At 34.6% G+C, this 19,464-nt stretch carries 24 protein-coding genes; all 24 read left to right on the top strand.

What is annotated here, in order from left to right:
• The first annotated feature begins 5 nt into the window (after positions 1 to 5).
• Positions 6 to 530: a flagellar hook assembly protein FlgD gene (gene flgD / locus I5818_RS15770; RefSeq protein WP_071976680.1), complete on the top strand. Its 525-nt coding sequence runs from the start codon at positions 6 to 8 to the stop codon at positions 528 to 530.
• An 11-nt stretch (positions 531 to 541) separates the two neighbouring features.
• On the top strand, positions 542 to 934 hold the full coding sequence (locus I5818_RS15765) for a TIGR02530 family flagellar biosynthesis protein (protein WP_071976681.1): 393 nt from the start codon (positions 542 to 544) through the stop codon (positions 932 to 934).
• Between the two features lie 77 nt (positions 935 to 1,011).
• Complete coding sequence (gene flgG, locus I5818_RS15760) at positions 1,012 to 1,803, top strand: flagellar basal body rod protein FlgG (RefSeq protein WP_078110789.1); 792 nt, start codon at positions 1,012 to 1,014, stop codon at positions 1,801 to 1,803.
• Between the two features lie 57 nt (positions 1,804 to 1,860).
• Complete coding sequence (locus I5818_RS15755; protein WP_071976706.1) at positions 1,861 to 2,082, top strand: flagellar FlbD family protein; 222 nt, start codon at positions 1,861 to 1,863, stop codon at positions 2,080 to 2,082.
• A complete protein-coding gene (fliL, locus tag I5818_RS15750) occupies positions 2,072 to 2,497 on the top strand; it encodes a flagellar basal body-associated protein FliL (protein WP_078110790.1) in 426 nt (141 codons plus the stop codon). Before I5818_RS15755 ends, fliL begins: the two co-directional genes overlap by 11 nt.
• A 33-nt stretch (positions 2,498 to 2,530) precedes the next feature.
• A complete protein-coding gene (gene fliM / locus I5818_RS15745) occupies positions 2,531 to 3,526 on the top strand; it encodes a flagellar motor switch protein FliM (protein WP_078110791.1) in 996 nt (331 codons plus the stop codon).
• Positions 3,516 to 4,700: a flagellar motor switch phosphatase FliY gene (gene fliY / locus I5818_RS15740; protein ID WP_078110792.1), complete on the top strand. Its 1,185-nt coding sequence runs from the start codon at positions 3,516 to 3,518 to the stop codon at positions 4,698 to 4,700. The genes fliM and fliY overlap by 11 nt, the downstream gene beginning before the upstream one ends.
• 20 nt (positions 4,701 to 4,720) lie before the next feature.
• Positions 4,721 to 5,083, top strand: a complete 363-nt coding sequence (locus tag I5818_RS15735) for a chemotaxis protein CheY (RefSeq protein WP_058002661.1) — start codon at positions 4,721 to 4,723, stop codon at positions 5,081 to 5,083.
• 25 nt (positions 5,084 to 5,108) lie between these two features.
• Positions 5,109 to 5,789, top strand: coding sequence for a flagellar biosynthetic protein FliO (locus I5818_RS15730; RefSeq protein WP_078110793.1), 681 nt, complete (start codon positions 5,109 to 5,111; stop codon positions 5,787 to 5,789).
• A complete protein-coding gene (fliP, locus tag I5818_RS15725) occupies positions 5,782 to 6,447 on the top strand; it encodes a flagellar type III secretion system pore protein FliP (protein WP_058002663.1) in 666 nt (221 codons plus the stop codon). Before I5818_RS15730 ends, fliP begins: the two co-directional genes overlap by 8 nt.
• 29 nt (positions 6,448 to 6,476) lie before the next feature.
• The gene (gene fliQ, locus I5818_RS15720) at positions 6,477 to 6,746 is read left to right on the top strand and encodes a flagellar biosynthesis protein FliQ (protein ID WP_058002664.1); all 270 of its coding nucleotides are present in this window, start codon (positions 6,477 to 6,479) and stop codon (positions 6,744 to 6,746) included.
• A 4-nt stretch (positions 6,747 to 6,750) separates the two neighbouring features.
• The gene (gene fliR / locus I5818_RS15715; RefSeq protein ID WP_078110794.1) at positions 6,751 to 7,524 is read left to right on the top strand and encodes a flagellar biosynthetic protein FliR; all 774 of its coding nucleotides are present in this window, start codon (positions 6,751 to 6,753) and stop codon (positions 7,522 to 7,524) included.
• Positions 7,524 to 8,606: a flagellar biosynthesis protein FlhB gene (flhB, locus tag I5818_RS15710; protein ID WP_180212897.1), complete on the top strand. Its 1,083-nt coding sequence runs from the start codon at positions 7,524 to 7,526 to the stop codon at positions 8,604 to 8,606. Before fliR ends, flhB begins: the two co-directional genes overlap by 1 nt.
• Positions 8,607 to 8,632: 26 nt before the next feature.
• Positions 8,633 to 10,669, top strand: a complete 2,037-nt coding sequence (flhA, locus tag I5818_RS15705; protein WP_078110796.1) for a flagellar biosynthesis protein FlhA — start codon at positions 8,633 to 8,635, stop codon at positions 10,667 to 10,669.
• Positions 10,666 to 11,796, top strand: coding sequence for a flagellar biosynthesis GTPase FlhF (gene flhF / locus I5818_RS15700; protein WP_209391788.1), 1,131 nt, complete (start codon positions 10,666 to 10,668; stop codon positions 11,794 to 11,796). The genes flhA and flhF overlap by 4 nt, the downstream gene beginning before the upstream one ends.
• Positions 11,793 to 12,659 (top strand): MinD/ParA family protein, encoded by an 867-nt coding sequence (locus tag I5818_RS15695; protein WP_078109070.1) that lies wholly within the window; start codon positions 11,793 to 11,795, stop codon positions 12,657 to 12,659. The genes flhF and I5818_RS15695 overlap by 4 nt, the downstream gene beginning before the upstream one ends.
• Positions 12,660 to 12,667: 8 nt before the next feature.
• The gene (locus tag I5818_RS15690; RefSeq protein WP_078109071.1) at positions 12,668 to 13,738 is read left to right on the top strand and encodes a protein-glutamate methylesterase/protein-glutamine glutaminase; all 1,071 of its coding nucleotides are present in this window, start codon (positions 12,668 to 12,670) and stop codon (positions 13,736 to 13,738) included.
• Between the two features lie 16 nt (positions 13,739 to 13,754).
• On the top strand, positions 13,755 to 15,800 hold the full coding sequence (locus tag I5818_RS15685) for a chemotaxis protein CheA (protein WP_078109072.1): 2,046 nt from the start codon (positions 13,755 to 13,757) through the stop codon (positions 15,798 to 15,800).
• 43 nt (positions 15,801 to 15,843) lie between these two features.
• Positions 15,844 to 16,290, top strand: a complete 447-nt coding sequence (locus I5818_RS15680) for a chemotaxis protein CheW (RefSeq protein WP_078109093.1) — start codon at positions 15,844 to 15,846, stop codon at positions 16,288 to 16,290.
• A gap of 11 nt (positions 16,291 to 16,301) precedes the next feature.
• On the top strand, positions 16,302 to 16,928 hold the full coding sequence (locus I5818_RS15675) for a chemotaxis protein CheC (RefSeq protein ID WP_058002672.1): 627 nt from the start codon (positions 16,302 to 16,304) through the stop codon (positions 16,926 to 16,928).
• Between the two features lie 2 nt (positions 16,929 to 16,930).
• A complete protein-coding gene (locus tag I5818_RS15670; RefSeq protein ID WP_078109073.1) occupies positions 16,931 to 17,422 on the top strand; it encodes a chemotaxis protein CheD in 492 nt (163 codons plus the stop codon).
• Between the two features lie 335 nt (positions 17,423 to 17,757).
• Positions 17,758 to 18,522 carry a FliA/WhiG family RNA polymerase sigma factor gene (locus tag I5818_RS15665; RefSeq protein WP_078109074.1) on the top strand — a complete coding sequence of 255 codons (765 nt, stop codon included), beginning with the start codon at positions 17,758 to 17,760 and terminating at the stop codon, positions 18,520 to 18,522.
• Positions 18,523 to 18,546: 24 nt separating this feature from the next.
• Positions 18,547 to 18,849 (top strand): hypothetical protein, encoded by a 303-nt coding sequence (locus I5818_RS15660; protein ID WP_078109075.1) that lies wholly within the window; start codon positions 18,547 to 18,549, stop codon positions 18,847 to 18,849.
• A gap of 9 nt (positions 18,850 to 18,858) precedes the next feature.
• Positions 18,859 to 19,413, top strand: coding sequence for a hypothetical protein (locus tag I5818_RS15655; RefSeq protein WP_078109076.1), 555 nt, complete (start codon positions 18,859 to 18,861; stop codon positions 19,411 to 19,413).
• Positions 19,414 to 19,464: the final 51 nt, after the last annotated feature.

The following is a 19,464-nucleotide window of genomic DNA, read 5'->3' as shown; positions in this document are numbered from 1 at the left end:
ATGAAATGGCAAATACAATTGATCCGAGTTTGCAATATTCAAGTATTAAAAAGACGGAAAGAAAAACGGGCTCAGATATTTTAGGTAAAGATGATTTTCTGAAAATACTAATGGTTCAATTACAAAATCAGGATCCATTAAATCCAATGCAGGATAAAGATTTTATCGCACAAATGGCTACTTTTTCTTCCTTAGAACAAATGACAAATATGAATAGATCGATAGAAAATTTAGTTGGGATGCAGCAACAAACGCAATTAATCGCTTATTCTGAATTTGTCGGAAAAAATGTAACTTGGCATAAGATTACGGCAAGTGAAGATCCAGATGGGAAACCAGAAACAACTACTGGTAGTGGAGTAGTTAAAACCGTTCGCTTTGTGGATGGGTCAGTAAAATTTGTTTTAGAAGATGGAACAGAGCTTGATCCAGCAAATATTTCTGAAGTAGGAATATCGACAAATACCCCACCAGAAACAGGTGATGATAACAAAGAACCTTCAGATCCTGATAACGAAAATAAAGAATAGGAAGTGGTTGAATGGACAGGCCAATATATCGTCAAGTTCCATTACAACCAATTACGTCTAAACCAAATGTACAAGTTCCAAAACAATTAAATACGGCTCAAACACCTTTTTCACAGCATTTTAATCAAGCTCTTTCCCATGAGACTAGTCAGTTGACGATTAGTAAGCATGCTAGTGAAAGAATAGAGCAGCGAGGCATTCAAATAAATGCTAACCAATGGGACAAGATTGGTTTGAAAGTATCCGAAGCAAAAAGAAAAGGTGTCAATGAATCTCTTGTCATAGTAAATAATGCAGCATTAATTGTTAGTGCAAAAAACGAAACTGTGATCACAGCAATGAACTTACAAGAAGCAAGCAATCAAATTTTCACCAATATAAACGGTGCAATTATTGTAAATTAAACGACTGGACCGATGAGGAAGTCGTCTAGCTGTTAAATGACAGATACAGCTAACTAACTTTGAAAGGATGATCATACATGCTACGCTCAATGTACTCAGGAATTAGTGGAATGAAAAACTTCCAAACAAAACTAGACGTAATTGGAAACAATATCGCCAATGTCAATACATATGGCTTTAAAAAAGGTCGTGTAACATTTAAGGATGCAATTAGTCAATCGATTCAAGGAGCTAGTGGCGGAGGAACTAAGGGGGGAACGAATCCTATACAGGTAGGGCTTGGAGCTACGCTAGGAACAATCGATACTATCGACACTCAGTCAAGCATGCAAACGACTGGAAGAACACTTGACCTTGCTATTGACGGGGATGGATATTTTGTAGTAAATGATGGAACAAAAGATTATTATACTCGTGCTGGAAATTTCTATTTAGATGATGATGGTAATCTAGTAAATGGAGATGGATTTTATGTAAAAGACTCAGCTGGAGCTAATATCGTTATTAGTTCTTCAACTTATACAAGTTTTTCTATAAATTCAGCAGGTCAAATTATTGCTATTCCGAAGGATGGGGGAGAAAACAAAACGTTTAATTTAGGAATTGCTAAGTTTAACAATGCATCTGGACTAACAAAAGTTGGTGGTAATCTATTTCAAGCAAGCGATAACTCCGGCCCTGCTACTGTAGACGTAGCAGAAAAAGAAGGACGTGGATCTGTAAGAGCTGGTTACCTCGAGATGTCCAACGTAGACCTTTCTGAGGAATTCACTGAAATGATTGTTGCTCAACGTGGTTTCCAGGCAAATACAAGAATCATCACAACATCAGATGAAATTTTACAAGAACTCATTAACTTAAAACGATAAGATAAGGAGGACAGTGGGACAGACTGATATATGCCAGTCTGCTCCACTGGTAAAAGTATGATTACCCTCACCAGATTAAATGGTAAGTCATTTTTATTAAATGCCCTGTATATTGAAACGATTGAGGCATTCCCGGATTCAACGATTACATTAACGAATGGTCATAAGTACGTTGTAAAGGAAACAATTGAACAAATTGAAAAAAGAATTCTAGCATTTTATAACTCTATCAACTTGTTAGGAAATATGAATCAGGAGGTCGCCCAACATGAAGAATAAGATGTTGGCTACAATGATCACACTTATACTTGTGATCTTATTAGCGGGAGCAATTGCAATTATTGTTATTTATAAAATGGATCATACAAGTGCTAATAATGGCCCATCCATCGATAAAGTCGTTGAAAGCTCTGTCGATGTTCCTGAGATCACGACCAATTTAAAAAACAATAATTTTATTAAAATTGCCTTAAAAATTGAAACAGATAGCAAAAAAGCGAAAAAGGAACTTGAAAAAAGAGATTTTCAAGTGAAAGATGCCGTGATTGATGAACTATCTGAAACTTCTTCTGAGGATTTAGATAGCAAAGAAGGCAAACAAAAGTTTTTAAATAACTTGAAGAAAACCGTTGATCAATATATGCAAAACGGTAAAATCGTCAAGATTTATATAACCTCCTATGTGGTTCAATAAAAATAATTCTTTTAAAAAAGGGAGGTGGATAAAATGTCAGGTGAAATATTATCACAAAGCGAAATTGATGCCTTGTTAAGTGCTTTATCAACAGGCGAAATGAATGCCGATGATATAAAGAAAGAACAAGAGACTAAAAAAGTTAAAGTATATGATTTTAAACGAGCTTTACGTTTCTCAAAAGATCAGATTAGAAGTTTAACGAGGATTCATGAAAACTTTGCAAGACTCTTAACCACTTATTTTTCAGCACAATTACGAACGTATGTACAAATTACGGTAGCATCTGCAGACCAAATTCCATTTGAAGAATTTATACGATCTGTACCAAAAATGACGATTTTGAACTCATTTGATGTACCTCCACTTGATGGAAGAATTCTAATGGAGATTAATCCAAATATTGCATATTCCATGCTGGATCTCGTAATGGGTGGAAAAGGAACTAGTGTCAATAAGGTTGATAATTTAACCGAAATCGAACAAAGAATTATGTCAAATTTATTTGAAAGTGCGTTTGAACATTTGACAGAAGCATGGGGGAATATAGCGGAAATTAATCCTGTTTTGGCAGACTTCGAAGTAAATCCCCAGTTTTTACAAATGGTTTCACCAAATGAAACGGTTGTTGTTATATCCATGAACACAACAGTGGGTGAAATAAGTGGAATGATTAATCTCTGTATTCCACATGTTGTGCTGGAACCGATTATACCTAATTTATCTGTCCATTATTGGATGCAGAATAATAATAAAGAAAAAGAGCCAATCGAGGCTGAAAATATAGAGAAAAGAATTAAGCATGCGCCAATTCCACTTGCTGTGGAATTAGGTAATGCGGAGATTTCAATTGAGGATTTTTTAAGTATTCAAATGGGTGATGTCATCCAATTAGATAAGAAAATTGATGAGCCTGTGATTGTGAAATTAGAAGGTATACCAAAATATTATGCACAGGTTGGAAAAAGTAGTAAAAAGATGGCAATTCAAATTTTAAATGAAGTGAAAGGAGGAGACGATGATGAGTAATATGCTCTCACAAGATGAAATTGATGCGCTCCTACGAGGTACAGCTGATGAAGAAAATGAACAAACTGAAGAAAACAGTAAATTATCTGTAGATGATTATTTAACATCTATGGAACGTGATGCACTTGGAGAGATTGGGAATATATCATTTGGTAGTTCCGCAACAGCATTATCAACTCTTTTATCACAAAAGGTAGAAATTACGACTCCAACCGTATCTGTTATTGAACAATCAAAGTTAAATGATGAATTTCCACATCCATATGTAGCAATCCAGGTGAAATATACAGAAGGATTCTCTGGTATAAATATGCTTGTGATTAAACAATCGGATGCTTCAATCATTGCTGATTTAATGCTTGGTGGAACAGGAGAAATTACCGAAGAAACAACACTTGATGAAATCCATTTAAGTGCAGTTCAAGAGGCAATGAATCAAATGATGGGTTCAGCAGCTACATCAATGTCAACTGTATTCAATAAACGAGTTGATATTTCTCCACCTGTCGTCGATTTTCTAAATTTAAATGCAGGTGAAGGTGCAGAGAAAATACCTGCTCAAGATTTGTTAATAAAAATATCCTTCCGATTAAAGGTGGGAGATTTAATTGATTCTTCCATTATGCAAGTATTACCATTAGATTTTGGTAAGAGATTAGTAGAGGACCTATTTAATAATAGTGAATCAGAAGAGGCTGTAAAACCAAGTGAAAGTACTATGATGAGTGATACTCAAAAAATAGAACAACCAGCCGTTGAACCAATGCATATGCAGACAAGTTCATATGATATGCCTCAATCACAGCCTAGACAACAGCAAACCTATCAAACTGGGAATGGCCATATGAATCAAGCGCAAAATGTTCAACCAGCCGTTTTTTCAAGTTTTGAAGAGGTTCAGCTTGCACCACCTGAAACAAGAAATTTAAATATGTTACTAGATATTCCACTCCAAGTAACAGTTGAACTTGGTAAAACGAAGAGGTCCGTAAAGGAAATCTTAGAGCTGGGTACTGGATCAATCATTGAATTAGACAAGCTTGCAGGGGAACCTGTTGATATCCTTGTGAATCGGCAGCTTGTAGCACAAGGAGAAGTAGTTGTAATTGATGAAAACTTCGGTGTCAGAATTACAGATATACTAAGTCAAAGAGATAGAATTAAGAAATTATAGAGATAAGGGAGTTAATAAAAATGGCAAATAGAATTTTAGTCGTAGATGATGCAGCATTTATGAGAATGATGATTAAAGATATTTTAACGAAGAATGGATTTGAAGTAGTGGCAGAAGCTGCTGATGGCGCTCAAGCAGTTGAAAAATATAAAGAATTAAAACCAGATCTCGTTACAATGGATATCACTATGCCAGAAAAAGATGGAATTGCAGCATTGAAAGAGATTAAAGAGTTCGATCCAAATGCAAAAATTATTATGTGTTCTGCTATGGGACAACAAGCAATGGTAATTGATGCAATTCAAGCGGGAGCAAAGGATTTTATTGTAAAACCTTTCCAAGCAGACCGTGTTATTGAGGCAATCCAAAAAACTCTTGCTTAAATGTAGATAAGAAGGTGTGCTAACGTTGCAAAAGAATTTTTTGAAAATAATCATCTTCCTGTTACTATTGACACCTCTGTATGGGCAGCACATCGTCGCCCATGCAGAGTCGGTCAATGGTACTGTGTCTGATTATTTTTCTTCTAAGGAAAAGAAAGCAGAAGATAAGGTAATTGAGAAAAAACAAGACAAAAATATAGAAACAAATAAAGAAACGAATGGCTCGGTTATAACTTTTATGGACGTTGCCAAAATGATTTTCGCACTAATTTTTGTTGTTGCACTATTATATTTCTTATTAAAATTTATTAATAAAAAAAGTCGTTCTTATCAACAAAATCGTATGATTCAAAATTTCGGTGGTACACCTTTAGGTGGAAACCGTTCGTTACAAATTGTTAAGGCAGGGAATCGAATCTTGATTTTAGGGGTTGGAGAGGATATCCATTTGCTGAAGGAAATTGATAATCAGAAGGAAGTGGATGAATTTATCCATTATTATGAAGATCAATTAAATCAATCACTTGAGCCGAAAGACTTGGTTTCAAAACTAGCAAATGGGATTAAAAATAGAAAAAAAAATGAGGAAGCAAACCATGCTGACTCATTTCAAAATATATTAAAAGATCAGCTTTCCCATATGAAAAAGGAAAGGAATAAAGCATTAAATAAGCTAGATAAGAAGGAGTCCAAAACAGATGAATGAATTTATGCAGTTTTTTAATAATAGTTCACCTGATAATGTTTCAGCAGCAGTAAAGCTACTTCTCCTTCTAACTGTATTATCGCTCGCACCTAGTATTTTGATTTTAATGACATCATTCACAAGAATTGTTATTGTTTTGTCTTTTGTGCGTACTTCTTTAGCAACACAGCAAATGCCGCCGAATCAGGTAATCATTGGACTATCATTATTTTTAACTTTTTTTGTAATGGCACCTACCTTTAATGAGGTGAATCAGCAAGCATTAACACCGCTGTTCAATGACAAAATTACACTTGAAGAAGCCTATGATAAGGCATCTGTACCTTTTAAGGAATTTATGAGTAAATACACGAGGCAAAAAGACTTGGAGCTGTTTCTGGAATATTCTCACGCAGATAAGCCAAAAAGTGTAGAAGATATTCCGATTACGTCATTAGTACCAGCATTTGCGTTAAGTGAGATAAAAACCGCCTTTCAAATTGGTTTTATGATATTTATTCCATTTTTAGTTATCGATATGGTTGTTGCTAGTATTTTAATGTCAATGGGGATGATGATGCTACCACCAGTTATGATTTCTTTACCTTTTAAAATATTACTATTTGTTTTAGTAGATGGCTGGTATTTGGTTGTAAAATCATTGCTGCAAAGCTTTTAACGGTATTCAACATAGAAGGAGAATGAAAAATGAATTCGGATATGGTCATTTCCCTTGCTGAAAAAGGGATATATATTACATTAATTGTTGCTGGACCGCTTCTTCTTGTAGCCTTAATTGTTGGATTAATCGTCAGTATATTTCAAGCTACTACACAAATTCAGGAGCAAACCTTAGCTTTTATTCCAAAAATTGTTGCAGTCTTAATTGGACTTGTGTTTTTTGGACCATGGATGTTAAGTCACTTATTATCCTATGCAACAGATATTTTTTCTAATTTAACTAGGTATGTAGGTTGATAGAATGGCACAGCTTATACCATCTTTCTCTGTATTTTTATTAATATTTGTTCGTGTGTCAGCCTTTTTTGTAACAATGCCTTTATTTTCGTATCGAACGATACCAGCTATATATCGGATTGGATTTGCCTTCCTATTAGCTTGGCTAATGTATTATACATTAGACGTACCTGGCTTTGAAATTGACGCTCATTATTTCATGCTTATTATTAAGGAAGCGATGGTTGGTCTCTTTATTGGCTTTATTGCTTATTTAATATTAGCAGCCATTCAAATTGCAGGTGGATTTATAGATTTTCAAATGGGCTTTGCGATTGCTAATGTTATTGATCCACAAACAGGGACTCAAAGTCCATTAATGGGTCAATATTTATATAGTTTTGCATTATTGCTTTTACTTGCTCTAAATGGTCATCATATTATTTTAGATGGAATTTTTTATAGTTATAACTTTATACCCATTGATAAAGCAATCCCATTTGGCGATGGAGCTTTAATCGAATTTATTATTAAGGCATTTAGTAAAATGTTTGTGATTGCTTTTCAAATGTCCATACCGGTAGTTGCTTCTTTATTTTTAGTAGATATTGCACTCGGTATTATTGCTAGAACAGTACCTCAATTAAATATTTTTGTAGTAGGTTTTCCGGTGAAAATTGCTGTAAGCTTTATCGTTTTAATTATTGTCATGGGTGTAATTTTTTCTGTGTCTCAACGCTTATTTGAATTGATGTTTTATACGATGAGGGATGTAATGAAAATAGTAGGTGGTACATGATGAAATGGATTTCACTTGATTTACAGTTTTTTTCTGGAGAGAAGACGGAAAAGGCAACACCTAAAAAACGTCAGGATGCTAGAAAAAAAGGCCAAACAGCAAAAAGTCAAGATATTAATACTGCGGTTGGTCTGTTAGCCGTTTTTCTATTTCTCATGTTTGGTTCATCCTTTATTGGCAATCATATTTATATTTTTTTTCGGTATACATTTCAACATTATCTGTTGGTAGATGTAACAGAAAACAATATTCAGCACATTCTTATTGAGGTATTAAAAGAAGTGGCGATTATATTAGGGCCTATCATGATTGTTGCCTTTATCGCAGCGTTTGCCTCAAACTTTGCCCAAATTGGTTTTATGTTCTCGACAGAGAGTATTGCCCCTAAATTAGAAAAATTAGATCCAATTAAGGGATTTAAACGTATTTTCTCCATGCGGGCAATTGTTGAATTATTAAAATCAATCTTAAAAATATCATTTGTTGGTGTCGTTACCTTTATCGTTTTATGGATGAAAATTGATGAAGTCCTAAGTTTGTCTTATAAAACGGTTGGACAAGCAATTAAGATTATTATCAATTTGGTTTTACAAATGGGACTAGCCGCATCCATCGCCTTATTATTTCTAGCAGTTTTTGATTTTTTATATCAACGGTATGACTTTGAAAAAAATATTCGAATGTCAAAACAAGATATTAAGGATGAATACAAGAACTCTGAAGGTGATCCACTAATTAAATCGAAAATCAAACAGAGACAAAGAGAAATGGCGATGCGCAGAATGATGCAGGAGGTTCCTAATGCGGATGTTATTATAACGAATCCTACCCACTATGCAATTTGTTTGAAATATGATGAAAGCAAACATGATGCACCTTATGTTATTGCAAAGGGGGTAGATTTCTTAGCAGAAAAAATTAAAAAAATCGGCAAAGAAAATGAAGTAATTATGGTGGAAAATCGACCATTAGCTAGAGCGCTTTATGCTCAAACGGAAATTGGCGATACGATCCCAGAAGAATTCTTCAAAATCGTTGCAGAAATATTAGCTTATGTCTACCGTATTAAAAATAAAATTTAGTGCTTTTATGTTAGGAGAGAAAGTGTATGTCAACAAAAGATTTATCCGTTATCCTAGGTGTTATATTAATCGTCGCGATGTTGATCATACCATTTCCGCCAGGTCTATTAAGTTTTCTAATTATCATAAATATTTCTCTTGCATTACTCGTTCTATTAACAACGATGAATATGACCGAGCCATTGCAATTTTCTGTTTTTCCTACATTACTTTTAATTTTAACCTTGTTTCGACTTGGGTTAAACGTATCGACTACTAGATCTATATTATCAAAAGGAGAAGCGGGTGGTGTAGTAGAAACATTCGGTACATTCGTAGTTGGAGGGAATGTAATCGTAGGACTTGTTGTCTTCTTAATTTTAATTATTATCAATTTTATTGTTATTACAAAAGGATCTGAACGTGTATCAGAAGTAGCAGCACGTTTTACTTTGGATGCGATGCCAGGTAAACAAATGAGTATTGATGCAGATCTAAATGCAGGGATGATTTCTGAACAAGAAGCGAGAGATCGACGGACAAAGGTAAGTAGAGAATCAGATTTTTATGGAGCAATGGATGGTGCGAGTAAGTTTGTAAAAGGGGATGCAATTGCCGGAATTATTATTGTACTAATCAATCTAATTTTTGGAATCATTATTGGGATGACCCAGTTAGGGCTACCAATTTCTGAAGCAGCTATGAGGTTTTCTCTCCTAACAGTTGGGGATGGTATTGTTAGTCAAATACCTGCGTTAATCATATCAACTGCAACCGGTATAGTTGTAACGCGTGCTGCATCGGATGGAAACCTAGGTCAGGATGTGATGACCCAGCTTTTTGCGTTTCCAAAAATGTTATATGTTGCTGCGGCGACTATATTTATTTTGGGAATTGCAACACCTATTAATGATATTGTTACGATCCCAATTGCTGCAGCTCTTGCTATTGGTGCATACCGGTTATCGAAAATTCCAAAAAAGGATGATATAGAATTACAAGAGATGGAAGAAGAAATTCAATCTGAAGAATTAAAGAGTCCTGAGAGTGTGATTAATTTATTGAATATTGATCCGATCGAATTTGAATTCGGATATGGATTAATTCCTCTCGCTGATGCCAATCAGGGGGGTGATCTACTCGATCGGGTAGTCATGATTAGGCGGCAGCTTGCTTTAGAATTAGGTTTAGTTATTCCAGTTGTGCGAATTCGGGATAATATTCAATTGCAGCCAAATGAATATATATTGAAAATTAAAGGCAATGAAATGGGGAGAGGTGAGCTTCTTCTTGACCACTATTTAGCCATGAGTCCTGGTATGGATGATGATTCAGTTGAGGGAATTGATACTGTCGAACCATCGTTCGGATTACCAGCGAAGTGGATTACCGAAGAAATGAAAGAACAAGCAGAGATTCTAGGGTATACGGTGGTTGATCCACCTTCAGTCGTTTCCACACATATTACAGAAATTTTACGTATGAATGCTTATGAATTATTAGGTCGTCAGGAAACAAAGCAGCTTATTGATCACGTGAAAGAATCGTACCCGATATTAGTGGAGGAAGTAACACCAAATCCACTTTCAGTAGGAGATATCCAAAAAGTACTTGCGAAACTTTTAAAAGAAAATGTTTCTATCCGTAATTTAACTATTATCTTCGAAACGTTAGCAGACTTTGGAAAAATGTCTACTGATACAGACCTGTTAACGGAATATGTTCGTCAGGCTTTAGCCCGACAAATTACGAATCAATTTCTTGAAGAAGGAAATGTTCTAAAAGTAGTAACGGTTTCTGGAAAAATTGAAAAAATGATAGCGGATGGTGTTCAACAAACTGAGCATGGGAATTATTTATCAATTGATCCGAATGATTCCCAGGCAATTCTTGAAGCAGTCGCGAATCAAGTTGAGCAATTATCATTAATCGGTCAAACGCCGATAATTTTATGTTCACCTGCAGTAAGGATGTATGTTCGCCAAATGACAGAGCGGTATTTTCCACGTGTTCCGGTTTTATCCTACAATGAATTGGAAGCAAATGTTGAAGTCCAAAGTATTGGGGTGGTGAATGTAGAATGAAGGTAAAAAAATATGTCGCTCAGAACATGGCTGAAGCCATGAAACAAATTCGTCAGGACTTAGGGGATGAAGCAGTTATTCTCAATTCTAAGGTGACACATACTGGCGGCTGGCTTGGTTTATTTAAAAAGAAAAAACTAGAAGTGATAGCTGCATTAGATATGGAAAGAAAACCTAGTACGGTATTTGTTAAAGAAAAGAAGAGGGAGCAACTCCCTCAACACCCTAGTCAAAAGTCTTTGGAGTCAAATAAAAATTTACATGAAGAAATTAATGAAATAAAACGGATGGTTCAAGATATTACGATTAACCAGCCAATTCAAATGCAAAATTATCCTGAACCCATTCAAATTTTCTGTGAAAAATTATATAGTCAAGATTTAAATATGAATATTATCCATTCTTTAGGGGAGGAGCTTCTCAAGCAATGGAGAAGTTCACAGGTCGACCCTTCAGAACAGGAAATTTCCGAATGGGCGAAGAAACATTTTACAGATATTCTCTCACAATATGACAATGGGGGAAGCAATGTTAGGAAAAAATATATTAATTTGGTAGGACCTACAGGAGTAGGAAAAACGACTACTCTTGCAAAAATTGCAGCTGGTGAAGTGATTAATAACCGAAAAAAAATAGCATTTATCACGACGGATACATATCGAATTGCTGCAATTGAGCAATTAAAGACATATGCTAATTTGTTAAATGTCCCCGTGGAAGTTGTTTATAAATTAGAAGATTTTCAAAAAGCGGTAAAAAAATATGAGGATTATGACCATGTTTTTATCGATACTGCAGGAAGAAATTATAGAGAAATGAAATATATTGAGGAACTTCAAAATCTCATCGATTTTAAGCAAGATATTGAAACATTTCTTACTATTTCAATGACAATGAAAGAAAGGGATATCCAGGAGATTATTAAAAACTTTGAAATACTATCTATAGATAAATTTATTTTCACTAAGCTGGATGAGACCTCAACTTATGGAACAATTGTTAATATAATGGTTCAAAATAAAAAAGGGGTTGCCTATTTAACCTATGGACAAGATGTCCCAGATGATGTTGAAGTAGGAAGTTCACAAGCCATTATTAAGCATATATTTGAAGGTATCGACCAATGATGGATCAAGCAGAAAATTTACGGAAAATGTTGAAGAAAAAGCACTCGGTAACAGCAAGAACAATTGCAGTTGTTAGCGGGAAAGGTGGCGTTGGAAAAACTAATATCTCTGTCAATACTGCCATTTCTTTGTCTAAAAGAGGGAAAAAAGTTTTAATTTTTGACTTTGATATCGGTATGGGTAATGTCAATGTACTTTTAGGTGTAGATTCAAAATATACGATTTCAGATTTTCTCGAACAACAAATTCCAATCCAAGATATTATTTTTACAGCACCGAACCAGATATCGTATATTTCCGCTGGAAATGGCTTTGATAATATCGTAGAGCTTAATCGAGAAGCAATTGATCGATTATTATCTGAACTTGAAGAGCTTCAATATATCTATGATTATATTATTTTTGATATGGGAGCTGGAGCGACAAAAGCAAATATTCAAATCTTATTATCAGTTGATGACATTTTCGTTATTACTACACCTGAACCGACTGCCATAACTGATGCTTACTCGATGATGAAGTATATTGTTCTAAATGAAGTAGAAGCGGATCATCGGCTATTTTTGATTTGCAACCGTAGTGAAAGAGAAAAGGAAGGCTTCCAAACACTTGAACGATTGCAAATAGCAATGAAAAAGTTTCTAAATAAAGAGATTCTTATTCTTGGGGTATTGCCCGAGGATTCTCATGTACGAAAGTCTGTCATTAGACAGGTTCCGTTCTTATCAGAGTTTCCTCGTTCATCAATAACAGAATATCTAGAAAAAATTATACAAACATATTTAGGTGAAGCAAAACTTGCAATGCATTCATCACAATCTAATCCATTTATACGTAAATTGCGGAGCTTCTTTGAAAGGTAGGGATGATGATGAAAACGATTCAAGTACTTGTTGTTGACGATTCTGCATTTATGAGGAAATTAATCGTTGATTTTTTACAAGAGGAACCGTCTATTGAAGTGATTGGAACTGCGCGTAATGGAATTGAAGCAATTGAAAAAGTAAATAAATTACGACCAGACGTCATCACCATGGACATTGAAATGCCTAAGATGAATGGTCTTGATGCTTTAACCATTATTAATAAACAAACGCCAACTCCAATTATCATGCTATCGAGTACAACGAAAATTGGTGCTGAAAATACAATTATTGCTATGCAAAACGGTGCAATTGATTTTGTTACTAAACCGTCTGGCCCCATTTCACTAGACTTAATCAAAGTAAAAGAAGAATTAATCCAAAAAGTAAAACATGCAAGTCAAGTGAACATGGATAAGGTTTGCAGACCGTTAGTCCAAACTAAATTGAATAAGAATCCCGTTGAATCAATTTTAGTTCCAAATCATAATTCTTGGAATCAAAGTAGGAAAAAGCTAATTTGTATTGGTTCCTCCACGGGGGGCCCAAGGGCATTACAAGAGGTTATAACGAATCTGCCAGAATCCATTAAAGCACCAATTCTTATCGTCCAACATATGCCTGCAGGATTTACAAAATCGCTTGCTAATCGTCTAAATTCAATGAGTAATATAAAGGTAAAAGAAGCAGAAGACGGGGATATATTAGAGGATGGAGTGGCTTATATTGCCCCGGGAAATGACCATATTCAGTTAAATAAGCATGGTTCTAAAGTTTCTATATCTTTAGATCATTCACCACCGATAAAAGGACATCGACCTTCTGTTGACTTTATGTTTCAGTCAGTTAGTAAACTATCTGAATACGATAAAATAGCAGTAATATTGACAGGAATGGGTTCTGATGGTTCAAAAGGTTTGATAGAATTAAAGAATAATGGAAATGTTAAGGCAATTGCAGAATCAGAGAATAGTTGTATTGTTTTCGGAATGCCGAAATCAGCAATTGCCACGAATTTAGTAGATGAAATTAAAGATCTTGAACAAATATCAAATACAATCATGAAGTACATGTTGTAGAAGGGTGTGGGATCACATGGAAATGGGTCAATATTTAGAGATTTTTATCGAGGAAAGTAAGGAACATTTACAATCCTGTAATGAACAGTTATTACTATTGGAAAAAAATCCGCATGATTTATCTATTGTCAATGAAATTTTTCGTTCAGCACACACTTTAAAGGGAATGTCTGCAACAATGGGGTTTGAAGATTTAGCCAACTTAACCCACAAGATGGAGAACGTTCTTGATGCAATTCGTAATGAAAAAATTTCTGTATCTCCAGAAATTTTAGACGTTGTCTTTTTAGCAGTTGATGATCTTGAAACGATGGTTGAATCGATTGCCAGTGGTGGTGATGGAAAAAAAGATGTAACAGAAGTAATTGAGAAGCTCCATATCATCGAAACAGGAGAATCACCTATCATTCAATCATCAGCACAACAGGAAGTTGCTGCTACAGTAGAAGTTGTTAAGGAAGACCTAAAAAATAGTTATGATCAATATGAGCAAACCATTATTAAGCAATCACTTGAACAAGGTTTCAATTGTTTAGAATTGTCAATTTCATTAAGAAGTGACTGCCTATTGAAAGCTGCACGAGTATTTATGACTTTTGAAGTTCTAGAAAAATCGGGTGAAATTATTAATTCCACTCCGTCTGTTGATCAATTAGAGGCAGAACAATTTGATAGTGAATTTACAGTTACTTTAATTACACAAGAGTCAGCTGATGAAATTAAAAAGAAAGTGATGAAGGTTTCTGAAATTGAAAATGTCCAAATAGTAGAAATAAAAGATGTCGAGCGATTCCATGGTAAGACAGTGCAAGAACTTAAGGAAGAGCAAACAAATCAACCTATTAACAAGGTAAAAGAAAAAACTCCTCAGAAAAAGGGAGAAGAAAAGCAGTCATCTACTAATTCCGCAAATCATAACAAAACGATACGGGTGAATATAGAAAGATTAGATATTTTAATGAATCTTTTTGAAGAGCTAGTTATCGATCGTGGTAGATTAGAGCAGATATCGAAGGAATTAAAGCATTCAGAGCTAGATGAGACAGTGGAAAGAATGACACGTATTTCAAGTGATCTTCAAAATATTATCCTGAATATGAGAATGGTTCCAGTTGAAACTGTCTTTAATCGATTCCCTAGAATGGTGAGACAGCTTGCACGAGATTTAAATAAAAAGATCAATTTAGAGGTTATTGGTGCTGAAACGGAACTAGATCGTACAGTAATTGATGAAATAGGTGACCCACTTGTACACTTATTGCGAAATGCTATCGATCATGGAATTGAAATGCCCGAAAAACGTATACAACAAGGAAAACCTGAAGAAGGAACGATTAAATTAAAAGCATATCATAGTGGAAATCATGTATTTATTGAAATAGAAGATGATGGTGCTGGAATCAATCGTGAAAAAGTGTTAAATAAAGCCTTATCAAAAGGAATTCTGTCTGAAGAAGAAGCTGCTGCGCTAACTGATAAACAAGTGTTCGAATTAATTCTAGCATCTGGATTTTCTACTGCTGAAACGATCTCTGATATTTCTGGTAGAGGTGTTGGATTAGATGTAGTTAAAGCAACGATCGAATCCTTAGGTGGAACGATCAATATCGATTCATCTGAAGGCGATGGATCCGTATTCATTATTCAACTGCCATTAACATTATCAATTATTTCAGTTATGTTGGTAGAAGTTGGTGACGAAAAATATGCCGTTCCACTTTCATCAATTATAGAAACAGCCATCATAAAACAAACTGATATTTTAAATGCACATAATCAAAAGGTCATTGACTTTAGAGGAAATATCGTTCCATTAGTATTTCTTAAGGATGTCTTTAGTGTTCCGAATACATCGGATGAAGATGAGTATCATTCAGTAGTTATTGTTAGAAAAGGGAATAAAATGGCTGCTTTAGTCGTTGATTCGTTCATTGGTCAACAGGAAATTGTGTTGAAGTCATTAGGAAATTACTTAACTAATGTTTTTGCCATTTCAGGTGCAACGATCCTTGGTGACGGACAAGTAGCGTTAATTATTGATTGTAATGCATTGATAAAATAAAAGGAATTTTATCTACCTTGGAGGAAAGATTGGAGTGGGAAAAATGACAGATGTCATTGCAACTGAAAATGTGAAGTTAATCGTATTTCGCTTATTAGATAAAGAATATGCTATTCCTGTTCAGCAAGTACGTGCGATTGAAAAAGTATTACATATTACAAGGGTTCCTCGTACTGAAAGCTTTGTAAAAGGTGTTATAAATTTACGTGGGATCGTATTGCCAATTATTGATTTACAAAAGAGATTTGGAATTGGAAAAATATTACCTAATGATGACACAAGGATCATTATTGTTCAAATGGAAACAATGGAAGTTGGATTATTAGTAGATGCGGCCAATGATGTGATTGATATACCAAAAGATATTATTGAACCACAACCAGATATAGTTGACATGGCAAAAGCAGAATTTATTTCTGGTGTTGCCAAAGTGGACAAACGCTTATTATTGTTAATAAATTTAGAACAAGTGCTTAGTCCACTTAAATAGGAGAAATATTGATGTCTATAGATAATGGGTTTACAACGATTCATTTGGATATTTTGAAAGAGATAGGGAATATTGGAGCAGGGAATGCCGCAACTGCTCTTTCTACCCTTCTTAATAAGAAAATTGAAATGAATGTTCCAAATGTGCGAATTGTACCTTTTCATGAAATAACGGAGCTTGCTGGTGGATCGGAAAATGTAGTTGTTAGTGTCTTTTTAAAGATTGAAGGGGATGCAAATGGAAATATGTTTTTTATCCTCCCTATTGAGCAAGGTGAACGGTTTATTAGAAAAATGACCGGTGATCAATCTTTTTCATTTCTTGCAGATTTCCAAAATGATTTAGGAATTTCAGCTGCTCACGAGCTTGGAAATATTATGGCAGGATCTTATTTAACTGCATTATCAGACTTTACAAATTTAGACTTATATCCTTCTGTACCTGCTCTTAGTGTTGACATGTTTGGAGCAATTATTAGTTATGGATTATTAGAGGTATCACAAGTAAGTGATTATGCCATTGTCATAGATACGGCCCTATATGAAGCAGATACATTGTCAAGTGTAAATGGGCACTTTTTTCTACTCCCAAATCCAGATTCTTTCCAAATTATTTTTAAAGCGCTGGGAGTGGAATAACAATGGAGACCGTCATTAAAGTTGGGATTGCTGATTTAAATATTGTTCGATCCCCATACACGATTCGTACAACAGGTTTAGGGTCATGTGTCGGTGTCATCCTATATGATGAATCCCAACGTTTAGCTGGATTAGCTCATGTGATGTTACCAGATTCAAGCATTGCAAAGGATCCTACAACTATAAATAAAGCAAAATTTGCTGATACAGCAATAAAAGAGCTTTTATCAAAACTAGTAATGGAAGGTTCTAGAGCGCATAAATTAAAAGCGAAAATAGCTGGTGGTGCAGAAATGTTCTCCTTTTCTTCTCAGAATGAGATGATGAGAATTGGTCCAAGAAACGTTGAAGCAGTAAAACTGGCGTTATTAAAGGAAAATATTCGTATTGTTGCTGAGGATACTGGTGGTAATAGTGGGCGGACGATTGAATTCGATCCATCTACCTGTTTATTGCAAATTAGAACAGTTAATAAAGGTACAAAAGATATTTAATATATAAACGTATGAAAAAAGGATGATATTTGCAAAAGGCTATTGGAATTATTCCAAATTGTTTTTTTTGTTCTTTTCTCAAACATAGTTGCTATTAGATAATGTTTTAACTAATAAAAATAGGTTGAAGATCGACGAGTCCTTCATTCCTTTGAGAAAAGAACTACAAACTTAAAGAGAACCAATATTCTTTATTAGGTGTAAAAAGCAAAAACCATACGAAAACAGCCTTTTTTTTGATCATTTATAAGTAGATTTCTATTGTCTTCTTGATAATTGCTAAAGATAAGAATCGGCTCCATTATGAAATAAAAGAAACTCGAGGAGGGAGAACAATGTTATACAAAGAAGCTACTGAAGAAAAAAAATACTGGGATCTTTGGTTACATTCGCGTGATACACATGCAGGTGATGTTTTAGTGAAAAAATATCTGCCACTTGTTCAATATCATGTACATAGGATTGCGGTTGGCCTTCCTCGAAGCGTTTCAAAGGATGATTTGAAAAGTCTCGGGATGTTAGGATTGCTAGACGCATTAAACAAGTTTGATGCTACACGTGATCTTAAATTTGATACTTATGCATCCTTTCGAATTCGTGGTGCTATTCTTGATGGACTTAGAAAAGAAGACTGGTTACCAAGAGGGACGAGGGAACGGGCAAAAAAGATAGAAATGGCTACCGAATTGCTTGAACAAGAATATATGAGACCAGTTACTGCTGAGGAAATAGCTAATCATATGGGATTGACGGAAGAAGAAGTTTGTCAAACGGTAAATGAGCATTTTTTTGCTAATGTCTTATCAATGGATGAGCATGTAAACGAAATGGATGACAGTGAAATGCAAGGGTTTATTCTAAAGGATGAAAAAGCACCTAATCCAGAAGAATTATTAGTAAAAGGTGAGCAAATTAAAGAGTTATCAAAGGTTATTACTCAATTATCTGAAAAAGAACAGCTTGTATTAAGCCTTTTTTATCATGAAGAATTAACACTGACTGAAATCGGTGAAATAATGGGTTTATCCACATCGAGAATATCACAAATACATTCCAAAGCATTGTTTAAGCTAAAAAATATTTTAGAGAAACAACTATAATATTCTCAAGGAGGCTTCTCTTGCATGGAATTAAAATCAATTGAAATGCAAATTGCCTTACCTAAAAGTATTGATGTCGGAAAACAGGTTCAGCAACTACATCAAGAGGGACAGTTGCTGAACGACCATGCTCTAAACCAAATGGAAAAAGAACTACAACAAAAGCGCAAACAAGTGATGAAGAATGAACAAAAAGATCGTGTGCACCTAAAAAGGAAACAAAACGATCATGATGAACTTGATCATGAAAGAAAGAAACAAAACAAACAAAAGGATCAAGAACAGCAACATCCATACAAAGGAAATAATATTGATTTTAGCGGGTAGGGATTTATCATGACAAACATGATGTTATTTTTTTCTATTATTTTAAACATAATTACAATTTTTGCGGTTATTATTCTTTACTTACGCCAAAATCGCATAACTGCTTTGGACCACACACAAAAACACGCTATGAAGGAAATGGAAGATTTATTTTCAGCTTACATCGAAGAATTAAAAGAGGAAAATAATCAGTTTATCGATAACATAAAACATCTTCAGGAAAATCAAAGTCAAAAAGAAAAAACGGAAGTCAGTGAAGTTAATGAGACTTTCAATATCGAAACTTCTGAGGAAAAACAAAAAATTGATAATAAGGGCATCACTCCACATTCATATAAGCATTTGACTGCAGTTAAGTCCTATCAAAATAGAGTGGAACCTAGTAGTATAGTAACAAACCTTGAAGCAAAGGAAGCTGAACCGAAAACAGTTCAGGAACGAGTTGTCTCTCTTAAAAAAGAGGGTTTAACTAATGAAGAAATCGCAAAAAAATTAAACAAAGGAATAACGGAAATTGAATTAATGTTGAAATTCTATAAAAAAGCTACAGATAATCTTGATTGATAGACAGTTTTATGCTATATTAATTTTTGGTGTTAATACACACGCTTCAGG

Source organism: Heyndrickxia oleronia (assembly GCF_017809215.1).
Taxonomy (GTDB): Bacteria; Bacillota; Bacilli; order Bacillales; family Bacillaceae_C; genus Heyndrickxia; species Heyndrickxia oleronia.
The sequence above is the reverse complement of the archived record's forward strand: the minus strand, read 5'-3'. Positions and strand labels throughout refer to the sequence as shown.